General features: G+C 74.5%; 11 protein-coding genes. 8 read left to right on the top strand and 3 right to left on the bottom strand.

All coding sequences use genetic code 11. The features are described from left to right. Positions 1-29: 29 nt before the first annotated feature. Both ACLIRP_RS15425 and ACLIRP_RS15430 read right to left on the bottom strand, forming a co-directional pair. Positions 30-2,378: a protein kinase domain-containing protein gene (locus ACLIRP_RS15425; RefSeq protein WP_412061357.1), complete on the bottom strand. Its 2,349-nt coding sequence runs from the start codon at positions 2,376-2,378 to the stop codon at positions 30-32. After that, a complete protein-coding gene (locus tag ACLIRP_RS15430) occupies positions 2,375-2,914 on the bottom strand; it encodes an ECF-type sigma factor (RefSeq protein WP_412061358.1) in 540 nt (179 codons plus the stop codon). The genes ACLIRP_RS15425 and ACLIRP_RS15430 overlap by 4 nt, the downstream gene beginning before the upstream one ends. Before the next feature lie 173 nt (positions 2,915-3,087). Here ACLIRP_RS15430 and ACLIRP_RS15435 point away from each other — a divergent pair, with 173 nt between their 5' ends. The 6 genes from ACLIRP_RS15435 to ACLIRP_RS15460 all read left to right on the top strand — a co-directional run bounded on the left by ACLIRP_RS15435 (position 3,088) and on the right by ACLIRP_RS15460 (position 15,687). Further along, positions 3,088-4,254, top strand: a complete 1,167-nt coding sequence (locus tag ACLIRP_RS15435) for a T9SS type A sorting domain-containing protein (protein WP_412061359.1) — start codon at positions 3,088-3,090, stop codon at positions 4,252-4,254. A gap of 149 nt (positions 4,255-4,403) precedes the next feature. Next, a complete protein-coding gene (locus ACLIRP_RS15440; protein WP_412061360.1) occupies positions 4,404-5,171 on the top strand; it encodes a hypothetical protein in 768 nt (255 codons plus the stop codon). A gap of 174 nt (positions 5,172-5,345) precedes the next feature. Continuing rightward, entirely contained in the window at positions 5,346-8,228 is a 2,883-nt protein-coding gene (locus tag ACLIRP_RS15445; protein ID WP_412061361.1) for an ATP-binding protein, read from the top strand. Positions 8,229-8,263: 35 nt separating this feature from the next. After that, positions 8,264-8,923, top strand: a complete 660-nt coding sequence (locus ACLIRP_RS15450; RefSeq protein ID WP_412061362.1) for a response regulator — start codon at positions 8,264-8,266, stop codon at positions 8,921-8,923. 497 nt (positions 8,924-9,420) lie between these two features. Further along, positions 9,421-13,503 (top strand): response regulator, encoded by a 4,083-nt coding sequence (locus tag ACLIRP_RS15455; protein WP_412061363.1) that lies wholly within the window; start codon positions 9,421-9,423, stop codon positions 13,501-13,503. Between the two features lie 111 nt (positions 13,504-13,614). Beyond that, a complete protein-coding gene (locus tag ACLIRP_RS15460) occupies positions 13,615-15,687 on the top strand; it encodes a thrombospondin type 3 repeat-containing protein (RefSeq protein WP_412061364.1) in 2,073 nt (690 codons plus the stop codon). An 87-nt stretch (positions 15,688-15,774) separates the two neighbouring features. On the opposite strand, the gene metK is transcribed toward ACLIRP_RS15460, so the two are convergent. Next, positions 15,775-16,995, bottom strand: a complete 1,221-nt coding sequence (gene metK / locus ACLIRP_RS15465) for a methionine adenosyltransferase (protein ID WP_412061365.1) — start codon at positions 16,993-16,995, stop codon at positions 15,775-15,777. A gap of 235 nt (positions 16,996-17,230) precedes the next feature. On the opposite strand from metK, the gene ACLIRP_RS15470 reads away from it, so the two are divergent. Continuing rightward, the gene (locus tag ACLIRP_RS15470; RefSeq protein ID WP_412061366.1) at positions 17,231-17,479 is read left to right on the top strand and encodes an acyl carrier protein; all 249 of its coding nucleotides are present in this window, start codon (positions 17,231-17,233) and stop codon (positions 17,477-17,479) included. A gap of 84 nt (positions 17,480-17,563) precedes the next feature. Further along, positions 17,564-18,826 carry a beta-ketoacyl-ACP synthase II gene (fabF, locus tag ACLIRP_RS15475; protein WP_412061367.1) on the top strand — a complete coding sequence of 421 codons (1,263 nt, stop codon included), beginning with the start codon at positions 17,564-17,566 and terminating at the stop codon, positions 18,824-18,826. The last annotated feature ends 28 nt before the right edge of the window (positions 18,827-18,854 follow it).

Below are 18,854 nucleotides of genomic sequence, written 5' to 3' on the forward strand. Positions count from 1 at the left end.
GCCGATCGACGGGGGGGCGGGCGGCGCCCTCAGTCGGCGGTTCGGCGGGCCGCGATCTCGGCCTCGACGGCGGCGGCCGCGCGCTCGGCACGGGCGGCCTCCGCCGGCCGGCCGGCCGCCGCGAGCACGTCGCGAAGGGTCCGGAACTGGAGGACGCGGTCGCCGAGCCAGGTCGTCGCGGAGTCGTACGGGACGGCGACGGAGGCCCGCGCCTCGGCCTCGGCCTCGGCGAGCCGCCCGAGGTCGAGGAGGACAAGGGCGCGCAAGCGGTACGCGCGGTTCCGCACGACGACCTCGGTGTCGGACAGCGTCTCGACCGTGCGGACGACCTCGGCGGTCAGCGTGTCGGCGGCGCCGAGCCGCCGGGCCTGGCGGAGCACGCGGGCCAGCTGGATCTGGGCGCCCAACGTCCGCGCGTGGGTCGGGGCGTGGACGGCCCGGGTCTCGTCATATGACGCTCGCGCGACGCGCTCGGCGCCCGCCAGGTCGCCCCCAGCCGCGAGCAGGTGGCTCAGCGCGTTGCGGCGGGCCGTGATGGCGGGGTGCGCCCGCGGGTACACGGCCTCGCCCCGGGCCACGGCCGCCCGGAGCGCGGCGACGGCCTCGTCGTGGCGGCCCGCCCGCCCCAAAAAGTCGCTCAGCAGGTGGAGGAAGGCGCCGTCGTCGTCGGGGCTCCCGGCCGCGGCCCGCTGGGCGGCCTGGGCGTCGGCGACAGCCTCGGGGTGGCGGCCGAGGCAGGCGTAGGCGGCGGCCCGGCCCGCCAGCGCGTCGGCCCGCGCGGCGGCGCCGTGGCTTCGGGCGACGGCCTCGCCGAGCGCGGCCAGCGAACGCTCGCAGTGCCCCGCGGCGGTCTCGAGGTAGCCGACGTACGTGAGGGCTTGCGCGAGCACCCCGTCGGCGTCCCCGGCGCGTCGGGCGAGCGCCTCGGCGGCCCGGTATTGCGCCAGGCCCCGGGTCGGCTGGCCCACCCCCTCATACAAGCGCCCGAGTCGGAAGGTGAGGGCGGCCTTGAGGCGGGGGGCGTCGGCGTACTGGCCGCGGAGCCGGCGCGCGGCCCGGTCGATGAGGGCGACGGCCCGGAGCGTGTCCGGCCGGATCTCGTCGACGCCGGTCGCCCCGAACAGGTCGGTCAGGAGGTCGGCCGTGGCCTGGGCCTCGACGCGGGCGGCCTCGGCGGCGGTCCGGAGCTGCCGCTCGCGCACGCCGAACGCGGCCAGCAGCAGCAGCCCGAGCGCCCCGGCCACGCTCGCGGCCCGGTGCCGCCGGACGAACCGGACCGCGTGGTACCGGGCCGTCTGGCGCCGGGCCCGGACGGGCCGGCCGTCGCGGTACCGCCGGAGGTCCTCGGCGAGCGCGTCGACCGTCGCGTAGCGGTCGTCGGGCGCCTTCGCCAGCGCCTTCATCGCGATCGTGTCGAGGTCGCCCCGGAGCGCCCGCCCCCCGACGGCCGAGGGCGGCGGCGGGACTTCGTCGCACACGGCCCGGACCGCTTGGCGGAGCCCGCCGTCGATGGCGTACGGCCGGGCGCCCGCCAGCGGCTCGTAGAGCAGCACGCCGAGCGCGTAGACGTCCGTGGCGACCGTGACTGGCTGGCCGAGCACCTGCTCCGGGGCGGCGTACTCGGGCGTCATCAGCCGGTGGCCGGTGGTCGTCAGCGCCCCGTCGTCGCCGTCGCCGAGCACCTTCGCGATCCCGAAGTCGAGCAGCTTGACCTGCGCCCCGGACCCCGCCCCCGAGACCAGGATGTTCGACGGCTTGAGGTCGCGGTGGACGACGAGCCGGCGGTGGGCATAGGCGACCGCGTCGCAGACCTGGAGGATCAGCCGGAGCCGCTCGGCGAGCGGCACGCCCCGCGCGTAGTCCGTGACCGGGACGCCCTCGACGGCCTCCATCACCACGTACGGCGTCTCGGCGCCGGCCACGCCGGTCTCGGCCGACCCCGCGTCGAGGAACCGGGCGATGTGGGGGTGATCGAGCCGCCCCAGCACCCGGCGCTCGGCGAGGAAGCGGCCCACCAGGTCCGGCCCCGCGAGCGTGCCGTGGACGAGCTTCAGCGCCACGCGTGTGCCGACGTCGTCGCGGTCGGCCAGGAACACGCGGCCCTGCCCGCCGCGCCCGATCTCGCGGACGAGCCGGTACGGCCCGATGCGGACGCCCGCGAGGTCGGCGTCGTCGGGGGCGGGGCCGCCCCACGGGGCCGGGGCATCGAGAAAGGCGGGGACGGCGTCGGCGGCGGCGAGCAGTCCGGCCAGATCGGCGCGGAGCTCGGGGTCCGGCAGGGCCGCGAGAACGGCCGCGCGGCCGGCGGCGTCGCGCTCGAGCGCGTCGTCGAGAAGGGCCTGGAGCGTGGCCCAGCGGTCGGCGGCCGAGCCGCTCACGACGCCAGCTCGCGGGCCAACCAGATCCGGGCCATCTTCCAATCCCGGTTGACGGTCGGCGTCGAGACGCCCAGCACCTCGGCCGTCTCCTCGATGGAGAGCCCGCCGAAAAACCGGACCTCGACGACCGACGCCTGGCGAGCGTCGAGCGCGGCGAGCCGGTCGAGGGCGGCGTGCAGGTCCAAGAGGTACGCGTCGGTGGGGGGCGCGCCGTGGAGGTCGTCCATGAGCGTGACGACGGCCTGCCCGCCCCCGCGCTTGCCGGCCCCCCGCCGCCGGGCGTCGCCGACGAGCACCTGGCGCATGGCCCGGGCGGCGACGCGCAGAAAGTGCCGGCGCCCGTCCCACTCGACGCCGTCGGTGCGGACGAGCCGGAAGTAGGCCTCGTGGACGAGGTCGGTGGTCGCGAGCGTCTGGCCGCGCCGTCCTCGGCGGATGGTCCGCGCCAGCCGCTGGAGCTCGTCGTAGACGATCGGGAGGACGTCGTCGAGCGCTTCGGGGCGCCCGTCGCTGGCTTCCTGCAACAGGCGGGTCACGGGTCCGGCCGGGTCGGTCACGGGGCGCACGGTCGGGGATCGGGGTGGGCGAAACCTAATCGCATCAGGCACACCGACTTCTGCAATCTCGCAGGCCCGTGATACGGCCGTCGCCGGTTTCGCCTACAGGTGGCAAGCCCCCCCTCCACTCTGCCCCCCTTGCCATGCGCGCCTTGCTCCTCCTCGCTGTCGCCCTCGCCACGTCGGCCTCGGCGCAGCCCATCAACGACGACCTCTGGACGTCCGAGCCGATCTTCGGGACGGCACCCTCGTCCTACACCGGGACCACGGTCGGCGCCAGCCGCGCCATCACCGAGTTGGCCTCGTCCTGCAACGGCGGCGACAACTCGGTGTGGTGGATCTTCGCGACCTCCGACACGGGGACGGTCACGATCGACCTCGCGGGCTCCGACTTCGACACCGTCGTCGACGTGTTCCGGCAGACGCCCCTGGGCGGGACGCTCATCGACTGCAACGACGACGGCGCTAGCGGGACCACGTCCACGCTGACCGTCCCCGTGGAGGTCAACGCGCAGTACTTCGTCCGCGTGAGCGGGTACCTGGGCGCCGAGGGCGCCGTCGCGATGACGGTCGACGCCTCCGCCAGCGTCCTCAACTACCCCCCGGACGACGCGTTCATGGCCGACGGCAACCTGACGATCCAGCCGGGCTACGTCCACCTCGGCACGAACGTGAATGCGACGTTCGATCCCGGCGAGCCCCTGGCCGACTGCGCGTTCGGCGGGGCGCCCGGCGAGAACTCCGTCTGGCGATACTACCCCCACGGCCCGGCCGGTACCCTGACCATCCACACCGGCGGGTCGGGCTTCGACACCATCCTGGCCGTCTACGACGAGACCGGCGCGATGGTAGCGTGCAACGACCAGGCGGGCGACCTCCTCCCCACGGGCGGTGCCGATGGCGAGTCGTACGTCGAATTCGAGACAGCGCCCGGAGTCGCCTACTTCGTCCAGGTGGTGGGGTGGCGGTCCGACGCGACCTCACCGGCCGCCGAGGGCCGGATCCAGTACTCCGTCTCGTTCGCGCCGCCGGTGGCCGCCGAGGACGGCCCAGACGACGCGCTGACGTTCGCGGCGCCGATGCCGAACCCGACGGCCGGGGCGGTCCGGCTGGCGGCCACGCTGGCGGCCCCCGGCGCGGCTCGCGTCGAGGTGTTCGACGCGCTCGGCCGCAGTGTCGCCGTGGTCCATGACGGGCCCGTCCCCTCGGGCACGACGACGTGGACGTGGGCCGTCAGCGGCCAGCCGGCCGGGGTCTACGCGGTCCGCCTCACGGGCGAGGGTCGCACGGCGACTCGGACGGTCACGGTGGTCCGCTAGCTCACGCGCCCGGGCCCTCCGCGCGGCCGGTCTCCTCGGGGGCCGGCCGCGCGTCCGTTCAGGGCGCGTCGGGGAATCGTGCGATCACCCGACGGGAGGATGGGCGACCGGCCGTATCTCTAAAAAGCCCTTCCCCAGTGCTCACGCCCATGGCCTACCGCATTCCCTGGTTCTACTTCGGCGACACCAACTGCCTGATCGAAGGGCGCCGCCCCGCGGATAGCGCCAAGCTCGCCTCGGCCTACGCGGCGCTCGACTTCCCGGCGGCCCAGGCCTGGTCGCCGACGGACCCGCCCGCCGAGCCGGCCGCGATCTCGGCCTACATGCAGGCCATCATGGACCTGCCCGACATCCAGAGCCGCCCCGCCGGCCCGCCGGACTTCCAGTGGCGCAAGGGCCCGCTCCGGCGGCTGGCGGTCCGTGGCGCCACCATCTCGCCGTCGGAGCTCGAGCGGGAGTACATCTTGACCCCGGACACGCTCTACCTCCCGTGGCCCTTTTTCCCGGGCGTCGCCTCGTGGACCCCACCGAGCGGCGCGGCGGCCACCATGGTCTCGCTCGACGGCTCGGCGATCGCGGGCGACCACATCTGCCTCGCCGCCACGCTCAACGCGGTGGACTTTCTCGTGGAGTGCCCCCACAGCCACCCCGCGATCCTCGACGTCGACCCGGGCAAGGTCGAGCAGGCGATTCGCGACGCGGCCAAGACCCTCGGCTACGAGTACAACATCGGGACCTTCTCGGCCATCAAGCGGCCGGGGCTCCCGATCTACGAGACCCGCTTCGTCGTGGACGGGACCTCGTTGAAGATCGAGGTCGGGACGCACCAGCCGGTGGCGGCCGAGGGCGGCGGCACGACCATCTTGATTCCGGAATGGCCCTGTGGCGCCTTCTCAGGTCAACAGCGCCCCTGCTGAACCGGGTCGCCGATCACGACGGCTGGGACGGCACGTCGGCGCCCCGAGCGGCCGGCCTCCTGGGGAGGCCGGCCGGTTTGCGTCGAGCCCGGGTCGGAATCCCTCGCCGGATCGGCCGGCGCCGGCCGACCCGGGGAGCGGGTCTATTCTTGGGCCCCGGGCTCACCTCCGCCCATGCCCCCATCGCTCCGGGCGGGGCTGGCGCTCCTCCTGGCCGCGCTCGCGGTCGGGGGCGCCGCCCAGCCGCGACCGCTCTCGTTCCGCTCGCTGACGACCGCCCAAGGCCTGGGGGGCGACCTCGTACTCGCCGTCGCCCGCGACGCCGAGGGGTTCGTCTGGGTGGGGACCTCGAACGGAGTGAGCCGCTACGATGGCGTGCGCGTCCAGACCTGGGATGACGCCGTGGGCCAGACCGACCGCTACGTCCGGTCGCTCGGCGTGGCCCCCGACGGCGCCGTCTGGGCCGGGGGCGACGCCGGCCTCGCCCGCCTCGCCCCTGGCGCGGAGCGGTTCGCGCCGGTCCCCGGCCCGGCCACCCGGGCGATGGCGCCCACGCGCGGGGCGCTTTTTGCGGGGTCCGCCAGCGGCGTGCTCCGCCTCGACGCGCGGGGCGTGCGCCGCCTCGGGCTGGCGCGCGACACCGTCCGCGCGCTGACAGCGCTGCCCGGCGGCGGCGTCGTCGCGGCGACGAGCCGGGGGCTGGCGCGGCTGGCGCCCACCGGGGCGCGCCACGGCACGCCGCGCGCCGACCGAGGGGTGACGGCGCTCGCAGTCGTCGACGGGGCGCTGTGGGCGGGGCGCCGCGCCGGCACGCTCGGGCGGCTCGACCCCGAGACGCTCGCCCCCCGCGGCCCGCGCCTCGACGCCGGGGCTGAGATCGCGGCCATCGAGCCTTCGGAGGCCCGGCCCGGCTGGGCCTACGTCGGCACGCGCGGCGGCGGCCTCCTCGCCCTCGACCCCGAGGGCCGGCTTTGGCCGCTCGACTCCGGCGGCGCGCTCGACCACGCCGACATCTTGACGGTCCGCGAGCTCGACGAGGTGCTCTGGGTGGGCACCATCAACGGGCTGTTCTTCGCCGACGTGACGCCGCCCCGGTTCCGGTCGGTTGGCGCGGCGCCGGGTGGGCTCGCCATCCCCGACGTGCTCTCGGTCCACGCCTCGCGCCGGACGCCCGGCATGGCCTGGGTGGGGACGATCCGGGGCGGGCTCCACCGCTACGACCTCGCCTCGGGCACGGCCCAGCGTTGGTTCGAGGCTCCCACCCACCCCCTCTCGGTCACGTTCGACATCCACGAGGCCGGCGACGTGCTTTGGCTGGCGGGTCTCGAGCCGACGCTGTTCCGGTTCGAGCCGGCGACCGGCGCGCTCCGTGCGATCCCGCTGGCGGCCGACGGCGACGGCGTCACGCGGGACATCGTGCCGAGCGCGGCGCGGCCGGGCCACGCCTGGGTGGTCACGAGCGAGGCCGGGACGCACCTCGTGGACCTCAACGCCGAGGCCGTCGTCGACGCCGGCCCCGCCGTCCGCGCGCTCGGGGCGACGTGGACGGTCGCCGAGGACCCGTGGGTGCGGGGGACCCTGCTGGCAGCGACCGAGGAGGCCGGGCTGCGGCGCCTCGCCATCGGCGGGGCCCGCTCGCAGCGCGTGGGCGACTGCACGGCCGGCCCCGTCGTGTCCGTGGTCCCGACGGCGACCGCCGTCTGGGCCGGCGGCGAGCCGGGGTGGCTGGCCCGAGTCGACCGCGCGACGGGCGCCTGTCGGCTGTGGACCGACGCCGACGGCCTCCCCGGCGGCGGCGTGGGCGGGCTCTTCCCCGAGGGCGACCACCTGTGGCTCAGCACGAACGGCGGGCTGGCGCGGTTCGACCCCGCCGCGAATGTGTTCACGACCTTCTCCGAGACCGACGGACTCCCGCCGGGCGCGCTTTACTACCACGCCCGCGACCGTTCGCCCGACGGCCGGATCTGGATCGGCGGCGCGGGCGGGTTCACCGCCTTCGCCCCCCGCGCCATCCCGGTCGACGCCGAGCCCGCGCGCGTCCGCCTGACACGCGTGCTCGTCGACGGCGAGCCCGTGCCCCTCGCCGACGCCGCCGACGGCCTGGTGCTCCCCTACAACCGCAACGACCTGGCCGTCGAGTACGCCGCGCTCGACCTCCGCCAGCCCGAGAAGAACCGCTACCGGGTCCGCCTGGGCCCCGACGGCGAGTGGGAGCCGGCGGCGGCCCAGATCCGGTACCCGCTGCTGCCCGTGGGCCGGTACACGCTCGAAGTCGCCGCGTCGAACCGCGACGGCTACTGGGGCGAGCCGGCGGCGCTGGCGGTCCGGGTGCGGCCGCCGTTCTGGCGGGCGCTGTGGTTCTGGGCCGTCGTGGGGCTGGCGGCCGGGGGCGCCGCGTTCGGGGCCCACCGCTACCGGGTCGACCAGCTGCTGCGCGTCGAGCGCACGCGACGGCGGATCGCCGACGACCTCCACGACGACATTGGGAGCAAGATCTCGAGCGTCGCGCTCCGGCTCGACGCGCTCAGGCGGTCGCCGCACCTCCCGCCCGAGGAGCAGGCCCGCGTCGGGCGGCTCGGCGCGACGACCCGCGCCGTCGTCTCCGACCTCCGCGACACGGTCTGGCTGGTCGACGCCGGCCACGACGACCTGGCGTCGCTCGCCGACCGGATCGAGCAGTTCGCCAACCAGACGCTGGGGGGCGGGGCCGTCACGCGCGGGGCCATCCCCACCGTGCCCCTCCCGATGGGTCCGCGCCGCGACCTGTACTTCCTGTTTACCGAGGCGCTCCACAACGCCGTCCGCCACGCCGACGCCGAGCACGTCACCGTCGAGGTCGCCTGCGACGACGACGCCTTCTCCGTCGCCGTCGAGGACGACGGGCGCGGGTTCGAGGCCGCCATCGGCGACGGGCGCGGCATGACGACGATGCGCCGCCGCGCCGACGCGCTCGGCGGCACGCTCGCCGTGGACTCGGCGCCCGGCCGGGGCACGCGCGTGACCTTCCGGTTGCCCCTCACATCTCGTGTGTTGAGACGAGGCGCCGAGACGCGCTAGGCGCCGACGTTTTCCGAGACCTCTCCTTCTGCTCCATGCCGCCCCTCCCCGACCTCCGCCACGTCCGCGTCTGGATCGTCGAGGACGACGTCGACTTCCGGGACGCCTTCGAGGACGTCGTCGGGCCGCAGGTCTCGCTCGAAGGCGTGTTCGGGAGCGTCGAGGCCGCCATCGCCCGGCTCGACGTGGCGCCCCACGCCGCGCCCGACGTGATGATGCTCGACGTCAACCTCCCGGGCCTGACCGGCATCGAGGGGCTCGGCGCGCTCAAGTCGCGCGCGCCCTCCACGTTCGTGGTGATGCTGACCATCCGCGACGACGCCGCGACCATCGCCCAGGCCCTCGGCGCCGGGGCCTCGGGCTACGTGCTCAAGGGGGCCCCGCCGGACCTGCTGCTGGCGGCCATCGACCAGGCCTCGCGCGGGGGGATGCTGATGGAGCCCGCCGTCGCCCGCGCCGTGCTCTCGCAGTTCGAGGCCCGCCCGCCCACGCCCGACTACGGGCTCACCGACCGCGAGCGCGACGTGCTCCGCGAGATGGTGGCCGGCGGGACGCAGCGCGAGATCGCCGACCGCTTGTTTGTCAGCCCCAGCACCGTCAACACGCACGTGCAGCACGTGTACGAAAAGCTCCACGTCCATTCGGGCAGCGCCGCCGTCGCCAAGGCCATCCGCGAGCGGCTGCTGGAGGGATAACGCCCCGCCGATGTCCGCCGGCGGGAATCGTGTGATCACCCGAGGCCGCCGGTGCGCCCCGACGCGCACCTTCGGGGACCGGTCTGCCCCCCAGCCAGGGGACGCGACCGGGACACCCCCGTCCGGCCCCGGTCTCCGTGGTGGGAGAGCCGCCGGACGATTCGCGGCCGCCTTCTCGTGTGGGGAGGCGGCCGCCGGGCGGTCTAGGCGGCCGCTTGCGCGAGCGCCTCGGCGAGGTCGGTCCGCTCCCAGGGACTCCGTCGTGGACGTGCTGCGGCAGCCGGTCGAGCCTGCGCCCTCCCCGGCCGACCCTCCAGCGGGAGGCCCAGCTGCCGTTTGGCCAAGCGCTGTTATTCTCTGGGTCGAGCAGGCGAACCCCCACGATGCCAAGACCCTCCCTCGCCCCCTGGCTCACAGGGCTGGCATTGCTAGGAGCACTCGGGGCCGCCGCATATCGATCGCCCCCACCGCCCCCACCACCCCAGGCCCTGTCCTCGGTGGGCCCGAGCAATCCCGACACCACGCTCCGCCCGTCGTTCCGAGTCCGTGAGTGGACGCTCGACGATGGACTCCCGACGCCCGTCCAGGCCGTCGCCCAGACAGCTGACGGCTACCTCTGGATGACCACGGCTGGAGGGCTCGTGCGATTCGACGGCGCGCAGTTTGTGGTCTTCACACCGGACACGACCCCCATCTTCCATAGCGTCGAGTTCGTCGGGCTCGCCGTCACCTCGTCGGGCGACCTCTGGGTCGGGAGCCAGGACCGGTGGGCCTACCGCCTCCGCGACGGCGAGTGGACGGCGTACTCGCTCGCCGAGGCCTACGGCGACGCGCACTGGGTCCAGGGGTTCGTCGAGGACGGCGACGGCACGTTCTGGGCCGTCAGCACCGGCCCGTACCTCGCCCGCTTCGACGAGGCCGGGGGCGGGTTCGTCCGGGAGACCGACCGGCTCCGGACGATCTGGCCGCCGGTCGCCGTCGACGACGACGGTGTGCTGTGGGCGATGCTCGAGGCCGGGGAGATACGCGACGCGCCCCCCAGTCTCGTGGGCGGGGCCGTCGTGGTCCGCCGGGAGGGAGGCCGGTTCGTCTCGCCGCGCGACGGCCGGTCCGGCGGATTCTCGCCCACCCAGTACGGGCCCCTCTTCCATCGCCCCGCCGGCGCCTCCGTCCCCGAGGCAGTGGCCGCCGCCGCCCGGGGTGCCCGCTCGCGCGTCGACCTGACCGACGCGGCCGGCCGGCTGCTCACGTGGATCTGGCACGACGACGAGACCGAACGGGTCATGCTCGTGGACCGCCAGCGTCGGGCGTGGGTCCAGCTCGCCGACGGCGAGGGCGCGAACCGTCTGGCCGTCGTCCGCGACGGCCAGACGCTCGCGACCATCGCCCCGGCTGGGGCGACCTGGATCCAGCAGGTGTTCGAGGACCGCCAGGGCTCGATCTGGGCCCATTCATCAGGGACCGGCCTGTTTCAGATCACGGAGGAGCCGTTCGAACGCGTCACGCTGGACGAGGGGCTCCCGCGCTACGCCGCGCGCGCGGCCCCGGCCGCTGACGGAGGCGTCATCGTGAGCACGGCCTCGGGCGACGGCGAGACCCGCGTGGCGACCGTTCACAGGGGCGCGGTCACGACCGACACGTACCGGATCGAGGCCCGACCGGACGCCCTCCACGGGTACGTGACCGACGGGCACGCCGAGGTCGGCCACGTGGTCGAGGACGCGCGCGCGCGGCGGTGGGGGGCCGCCAACCACGCGCTCCTCCGCCTCCTCGACGGGCGGGCCGAGGTCGTCGACGACGGGCGGGCCGAGGTCGTCGACGACGGGGCCGCGGGCGTGATCCGGGTCCTCTACCCCGACCCCGCCGACGCCGACGTCCTCTGGGTCGGCGACGCCCGCGGCCTGGCCCGGCGGTTCGACGCGCGGACCGGGACGGTGACCGACTCGGTGGCGTTCGACGTCGACTGGCGTCAGGCCGTGACGGCGTTCCACCGGGCCGGCGACGGCCGACTCTGGGTCGCCACGGACCGTGGGCTCGCCGTCGTTGGCGACGACGGGCGGGCCAGGATGCGGCCCGACGAGGTGCTCCAGGGCCGCGCTGTTCGCGACCTCGCCGACGGCCCCGATGGGGCGCTATGGGCCGCGACCGACCGCGGGCTCGTCCGCATCCGAGCCGGCGAGGCCCGGTGGCTCCGCCCGGAGGCAGGCGCCCCATCGGGCCCGCTCCAGGCGGTGCTCCTCGACGGCTCCGGCGCGCTCTGGCTCAGTGGCCGCCGCGCCCTCCACCGTCTCCTCCTCGCCGACGCCAACGCCGTCCTCGACGGCGACCGCGAGCGCGTCCACACCGTCACGCTCCTCCCGTCCCAGGGCCACCTCGGCGCGTCGAACCGGCTGTGGGGGGCAGCGCAAGCCGCGGACGGGAGCCTGTGGATCCCGTCGTACAAGGGGGTCACGCGGATCGACCCCGGGCGCTACGCCCGACGGCACGCCCGGCCCCTCCCCGTGACCATCGAGACGGTCACACCGGAGGGCGGCGCCCCGACCACGCTCGCCGAGCCCGTGCGGCTCCCCGTCGGCGCCCGGGCGATCGAGGTGTCGTACACCGCCGCCGGCTTTGTCGAGCCCGGCCTCATCCAGTTCCGGACGTTCCTCGAGGGCTACGACGACGGGTGGGTCGACCAGGGGCCCGCCCGACGCGTGGCCTACGGCCGCCTCACGCCAGGCCGCTACACCCTCCACGTCCAGGCCATGAACGCGGGGGGCATCTGGAGCGGGCCTGTGGCCGCGCCGGCCATCGTCGTCCCCTCGCGGCTTTGGGAGACGCCGTGGTTCCGGGGTCTCGTCGCGCTCGTGCTGCTCAGCGCCGTCGGGCTCGCCGTCCGCCGACGCGAGCGGACCCTCGTCGAGCGTGCTCGGGCGCTCGACGAGGTCGTCGCCGAGCGGACGGCCGCGCTGGAGTCGGAGAAGCGGACAGTGGCCCGGATGGCGGGGGAACTCTTGACGTTGAACGAAGCCAAGAGCCGGCTCTTCGCCAACGTCAGCCACGAGTTCCGGACGCCGCTCCAGCTCGTCCTCGGGCCGCTCGCCGATCTCGGCGAGGGCCGGCATGGCCCGCTCACTGCCGACGCCCTCGCCCAGGTCGGGGTCGCTGAGCGGAACGGGAAACGGCTCCTCGCACTCGTCGAGCAGCTCCTCGCCCTGGCCCGCTTCGACGCCGGGTCGGTGGCCCTCGCGCCCACCCGCATCGACGCCGCCGCCTTCGCGGCGCGCACGGCCGAGGCGTTCCGCCCCCTCGCCGAGCGCGAGGGGGTCTCGCTCGAGACGGACCTGGCCCCCGTCGAGGGGACGTTCGACCCCAGCAAGGTCGAGACGGCGCTGGCGAACCTGCTCGCGAACGCGATCTCGTTCACGCCGGAGGGAGGGGCGGTGCGGGTCGGGCTGGCCAGCGCTCCAGGGGGGGGCGTCGTTTTCTCGGTGTCGGACACGGGGCCGGGCCTCACGCCGGACCACGCGGCGCGCGTGTTCGACCGGTTCTATCAGGCGGACGGGGCCTCGACGCGGCGTCGGGCGGGGACGGGGATCGGGCTGGCCCTGGTGCTGGAGATCGCCAACGCCCACGGCGGGACGGCGGACGTCGAGAGCCGGCCGGGCGAGGGCGCCACGTTCACGCTTTCGCTCCCGGCGGCCGAGGCGGCCGGCCCCGCGCGGGCGCCGGTCCCGTCGGGGCTGACGGAGCTGCTGGCGGCCTCGGGCACCGGACGGCACCGCTGCCCCCCGGCCCCCGCCCCGTCGGCCGACGACACGCCGCGCGTGCTCGTCGTCGACGACAACGCGGACCTCCGCGACCTCGTCCGGGGCCACCTCGAGGACCGCTACGCGGTGATCGAGGCGGCCGACGGACACCAGGCCCTCGAGCGCGCCCGCGCCCACGCGCCCGACGTGGTCGTGAGCGACGTGATGATGCCGGGGCTCGACGGGCTCGGGCTGCTCCGCGCGCTCCGGGCCGATCCCGAGACGGACTTCGTGCCGGTCTTGCTCCTAACCGCCCGCGCCACCGTCGAGGACACCGTCGAGGGCCTGGGCCTGGGCGCCGACGACTACCTCGCCAAGCCCTTCGCCCCGGCCGAGCTCCGCGCCCGCGTGGACGCCCTCGTGGCCGGCCGGCAGCGGCTCCGAGATGGGGGGCCTGACGCTCGCCCGCCCGGCCCGGCCACCGGCGACCCCGTCACGGTCCGGCCGGAGGCGACCGCGGCGCAGCAAGCGCTCGTGGCGCGCCTTGTCCAGGCGGTCGACGCCCGACTCGGCGACGAGACGCTCTCGGTCGACGCGCTCGCCCAGGCCGTGGGCGTGAGCCGGGCCACGCTGTACCGGCAGCTCGACGGCGCCGTCGACGGGTCGCCGGCCGACCTGATCTGGGAGGTCCGGCTGTCGCGGGCGGCGGCGCTGCTGGCCGTGGGGGCCGGGGGGGTCGGGGAGGTGGCGTACGCCGTCGGGTTCAAGAGCGTGGCCCACTTCTCCAACCGGTTCGACGCGCACTTCGGCCTGCGGCCCTCGGCGTACGCCGCCAGCGCGCCCCTGTAGGGCCTCGGCGACCCCATTGAGACGCTCGGGCAACGCTTTGAGACGGTGGGGCAACTGCAGAACGGGGCTAGGCGGGTTGTTTAAACCCCGTTTCTACCACCCCTTACGCTCATGCGCAAGCTCACAACCCTCGCCCTCGTGGCCCTTATCGCCGCGCCGGCCGCGGTCGCCGGCCCCGCGGATCCGCCCGACGTCCGGGAGGCCGTCCTCGCCGCCCTCCCCGCCGACGTCCCCAACCCCCTCGCGCTCGCCGCGCTGATCGCCCCGACGGTCTCCGAGCAGGCCAGCGTCGCCCCCGCGGGCGCCTCCGTCGGTGACGAGTTCGGGATCTCGATGGAGTACGACGGCACCCGCCTCATCGTCGGCGCCCGCCGGGCCGACAACGGGAGGGGCCGCGCGTACGTCTACGGCCGCGACCTCGCCGGGAACTGGACCGTCGAGTTCGAGCTCGCCCCCTCCGACGGGCAGCCCGCGGCTGGCAGCGACCCAGGCGCTCTGTTCGGGCAGTCCGTCGACATCGAGGGCGACTTCGCCATCGTCGGCGCGGTCCTGCACGACGTCGGGTCGGCGAACAATGGGAAGGCGTACTTCTTCGACCTCTCGACGTGCGTGTCCCCGTGCACAGAGACGGCGGCCCTCTCCCCGTCCCCGACCTCGCAGCGATTCGGCCAGGACGTCGCCATCTCCGGGAATCGCCTCGTCGTCACAGAGTACTGGGCGGGGCCGGACCGGCGAGGGGCGGCCTACGTGTACGACATAACGTCCACCGGACTCACGCTCTCCAAAACCTTGAAAGGCTTGGGCGGGGCGGGTGAGAAGTTCGGCTGGTCGGTCGACATGGAGGGCCAGTTCATCGCCGTGGGCGCCCCCCGCATCGGCGAGGGCGTCTATCCCGACGGGGACGGGTCCCTCTACTACTACAACCTCGCGCAATGCCCATACGGCCCCAACGCCTGGTGCGCGATTATGGCTTGGGAGCAAGTCCACGACCCGGCCTACGACGACCACCTCGGGTCGGCCGTCGCCATGCGGGGCTCCCGGGTCGTCGTCGGGGCGCAGGGTGCCGGCGGCACGGGCCAGGCGTTCGTGTTCCAGAAGATGGGGAACACGCTCCCACTTCTGGCTTCGCTCTCGCCGTCCGACGGCGCTCCCGGCGACCGGTTCGGCCGCGAGGGCGTCGCGATTGTCGGCGACCGCGTCGTCGTCGGGGCGTTCCTCCACAGCGACGGGGGGACGAACTCCGGCGCGGCCTATGCCTATGACCTCGCGACGTGCGGGGCCTCGTGCACGGAGGAGGCCAAGCTCCAGGCCGCCGGCGCGCCGGCGGGGAACGAGCTGGGGTACCAGGTCGCCATCGACGCGGCGAACAACGTCGCGCTCGTCTCGGCGCTCCAGCGCCCAGGCGTCCCGAGCGGCACAGCCGGCTCGACCGGCCGGGTCTACGAGTTCAGCCTCGTGTTCGTCCAGGACGCGGACGGCGACGGCGTCGACGACGACGCCGACAACTGCCCGGCCGTGGCCAACCCCGACCAGGCCGACGCCGACGGCGACGGCACCGGCGACGCCTGCGACCCCGACGACGACAACGACGGCGTCGACGACGGCGCCGACGCGTGCGCCGCGACGGTGATCCCGGAGAGCGTCCCCACGCGCGGCCTCCGGCCCAACCGGTTCGCCCTCGTCGACGGGGACTACCAGTTCGACACCGTCGTGCGCGGGCGGGGCAACGGGCCCGGCCGGAGCTACACGACGGCCGACACGCGCGGCTGCTCGTGCGAGCAGATCATCGACGAGCTCGACCTCGGCAACGGCCACGAGAAGCACGGCTGCTCCATCGGCGTGATGGACCGGTGGGTCGAGAGCGCCGGGCCGGAGGCGGCCGCGCCGAGCTCAGCGCTCGCGCTGACTGACGCCCTCGCCCTCCACGGCGTGGCCCCGAACCCCTCGTGGGGCGGCGCCCGCATCACGTTCAGCGTGTCCGAAAGTGCGGCCGTCCGCCTCGAGATCGTGGACCTTCTGGGCCGGACCGTCCGGACGCTGGCGGACGGGACGTTCCAGGCCGGGCATCACGTGGCCACGCTCGAGGCGGGGTCGCTCGCGACGGGCGTCTACGTCCTGCGGATGGAGGCCACGGGCCCCGACGGCCCGTTCCTGCGCACCGAACGGTTCACCATCCTCCGGTAGCGACTGGCGTCCGGCGGCCCCTCGGCAATGGGGGGCTGCCGTCCGGTGCGCGGCCGCCTTCTCGTGTGGGAAGGCGGCCGCGCGCGTCTACGCCGCCTCGGCGGTGCGGGCCGCCTCGGTGAGCGCGTCGACGAGGTCGGTCCGCTCCCACGGGAAGGCGTCGCGGCCAAAGTGGCCGTACGCCGCCGTGTCGCGGTAGCGCGGGCGGACCGAGGCGTCGGCGTCGATCAGCCCGAACCGCTCGATGATGGCGGCCGGGCGGAGGTCGACCGTCGCCGTCACGATCGCCGCGAGGCGCTCGTCGGTCAGGCCCTCGCGGGCCGTCCCGTTCGTCTCGACGCGGATCGAGACGGGCTGGGCGACGCCGATGGCGTATGCGACCTGAACGAGGGCCTCGTCGCACAGCCCGGCCGCGACGAGGTTCTTGGCCACGTGGCGCGTGGCGTAGGCCGCGCTGCGGTCCACCTTCGAGGGGTCCTTGCCCGAGAACGCGCCGCCGCCGTGGGCGCCCTTCCCGCCGTACGTGTCGACGATGATCTTGCGGCCCGTCAGCCCGGTGTCGCCGTGGGGCCCGCCGATGACGAACGTGCCCGTCGGGTTGACGTGGAGGACGAGGTCGTCGTCGACGAGCGCGGCGGGCAAGACGTGCGGGAGCACGTGCTCGCGGACGTCGGCCTTGATCTGGGCGAGCGTCGCGAGGTCGTCGTCGGGGTCGATGTCCTGGTGCTGGGTCGAGAGCACGACGGTGTGGACGCGGGCGGGCGTCCGGCCGTCCTCGGCGTACTCGATGGTCACCTGGCTCTTCGCGTCCGGCCGGAGGTACGTCATGTGCTCGCCGGCCTTCCGGATCTCGGCGAGCCGCTTGACGAGCCGGTGCGAGAGCATGAGCGCCAGCGGCATCAGCGTGGCCTCGTCCTCGCGCGTGGCGTAGCCGAACATCATGCCCTGGTCGCCGGCGCCCTGGTCGGCGTGGAGCCCCGCCCCGTCGTCGACGCCCTGGGCGATGTCGGCGGACTGCTCGTGGATGGAGACGAGCACGCCGCAGCTCCGGGCGTCGAACTGGAGGAGCGGGTCGGTGTAGCCGATCTCCTCGATGGTCCGGCGGACGACCTCCTGGACGTCGACGTAGGTGTCGCTCGTGACCTCGCCCGAGACCACGACCAGGCCCGTCGTGCAGAGCGTCTCGATGGCGCACCGGCTGCGGGGGTCGCCTGCGAGGAAGGCGTCCAGGAGCGCGTCCGAGATCTGGTCCGAGACCTTGTCGGGGTGGCCCTCCGAGACGGACTCGGAGGTAAACAGCATGGCCATGCGGGTGCGGGGAGACGGGCGCGCAAGGTAGAGGCCCGCCCCCGCCCCGGGCCACCGCCGAGACGGCCGCCCGGCGGTCTTCGAGAGGTCGTCGCGCGTGGCCGGCGCCCGGGCCCGCGCCGCGGCGTGTAAGGACCGGCGCAGAGATGGCGTCGGTCCCCCCCGGGCGCGTTGCCCGGGCTATCGAGCGGCCGTAGCTTGCAGGCCCTCTTCTACAACCCACCCCGACCGTCCCATGGCTGCCGAGTCCACCGAACAGCGCATCAAGGAGATCATCGTCGAGAAGCTCGGCGTCGATATGGCCGACATCACGCGCGAGGCCTCGTTCACGAACGACCTCGGCGCCGACTCCCTCGACACCGTCGAGCTCATCATGGAGTTCGAGAAGGAGTTCGACACGACCATCCCCGACGAGGACGCCGAGCAGATCCAGACCGTCGGCGACGCCATCGATTACGTCGACAAGAAGCGGGCCGAGGGCTAGACCCCCCGCCCCACCGTACAGGCCCCGGCGGCGCGCCCCACGCGCCGTCGGGTTTTTTAGACCGAGCCGCGACCGCGCCCCCCCATGTCGTTCTCTGACCGCCGAGTCGTCGTCACCGGACTGGGCGCGCTGACGCCCATCGGCAACACCGTCCCCGAGTACTGGGACGCCATGATGGCCGGCCGCAGTGGCGCCGCGCCCATCACCCACTTCGACGCGTCCGACTACCCCACGCAGTTCGCCTGCGAGGTCAAGGGCTTTGTCGCGACGGACTTTCTCGACCGCAAGGAGGCCAACCGGCTCGACCCGTTCGCCCAGTTCGCGATCGTCGCCGCCGACGAGGCCCTCGCGGACGCCGGCCTCGACGCCGAGACCCTCGACGAGCGGCTCCGCGCGCGGACCGGCGTCATCATGGGGTCCGGGATCGGCGGGATGAAGCTGTTCCAGGACCAGGTCGTGACGTTCGCCGAGCACGGCCCCCGCCGGCTCAGCCCGTTCTTCGTGCCGATGATGATCATCGACATGGCGCCCGGCCTGATCTCGATGCGGCACCAACTCCACGGGCCCAACTACGCGACCGTCTCGGCGTGTGCGACGGCCAACAACGCCATCGGCGACGCCTGGATGGTCATCAAGGCCGGCCTCGCGGACGTGATGATCGCCGGCGGGACCGACGCCTCGATCACCAAGATCGGCGTCGGCGGGTTTGGCAACATGAAGGCGCTCTCGACGCGCAACGACGACCCCGAGGGCGCCAGCCGCCCCTTCGACGCCGACCGCGACGGGTTCGTGATGGGCGAGGGCGCCGGCGCGCTCGTGCTCGAGGACTACGACCACGCCGTCGCGCGTGGGGCCCGGATCTACGCCGAGGTCGCCGGCCTGGGCATGAGCGCCGACGCCCACCACATCTCGGCGCCCCACCCCGAGGGGCTCGGCGCCAAGCTGGCCATGGAGCAGGCGCTCGAGACGGCCGGCGTCGCGCCCGACGCCGTCGACTACCTCAACATGCACGGGACCTCGACGCCGCTCGGCGACGTGGCCGAGACGAAGGCCATCAAGGCCGTCTTCGGCGAGCACGCCTACGACATGAACCTGTCGTCGACCAAGTCGATGACGGGCCACCTGCTGGGCGCGGCCGGCGCCATCGAGGCGATCGCGAGCATCCTGGCGATGACGCACGGCCGCATCCCGCCGACCATCAACTTCGAGACGCCGGACCCGGCCTGCGACCTCAACTACACGTTCAACGCGCCCCAGGACCGCGAGGTCAAGGTGGCGCTCTCGAACGCGTTCGGCTTCGGCGGCCACAACACGTGCGTCGTGTTCACGGCCGTCGACGAGGCGTAGCGCGAGGTTCTACTGCGGTCGTGCCCTG

The organism is Rubrivirga halophila (assembly GCF_046845755.1).
In the GTDB taxonomy this organism is placed as follows: domain Bacteria; phylum Bacteroidota; class Rhodothermia; order Rhodothermales; family Rubricoccaceae; genus Rubrivirga.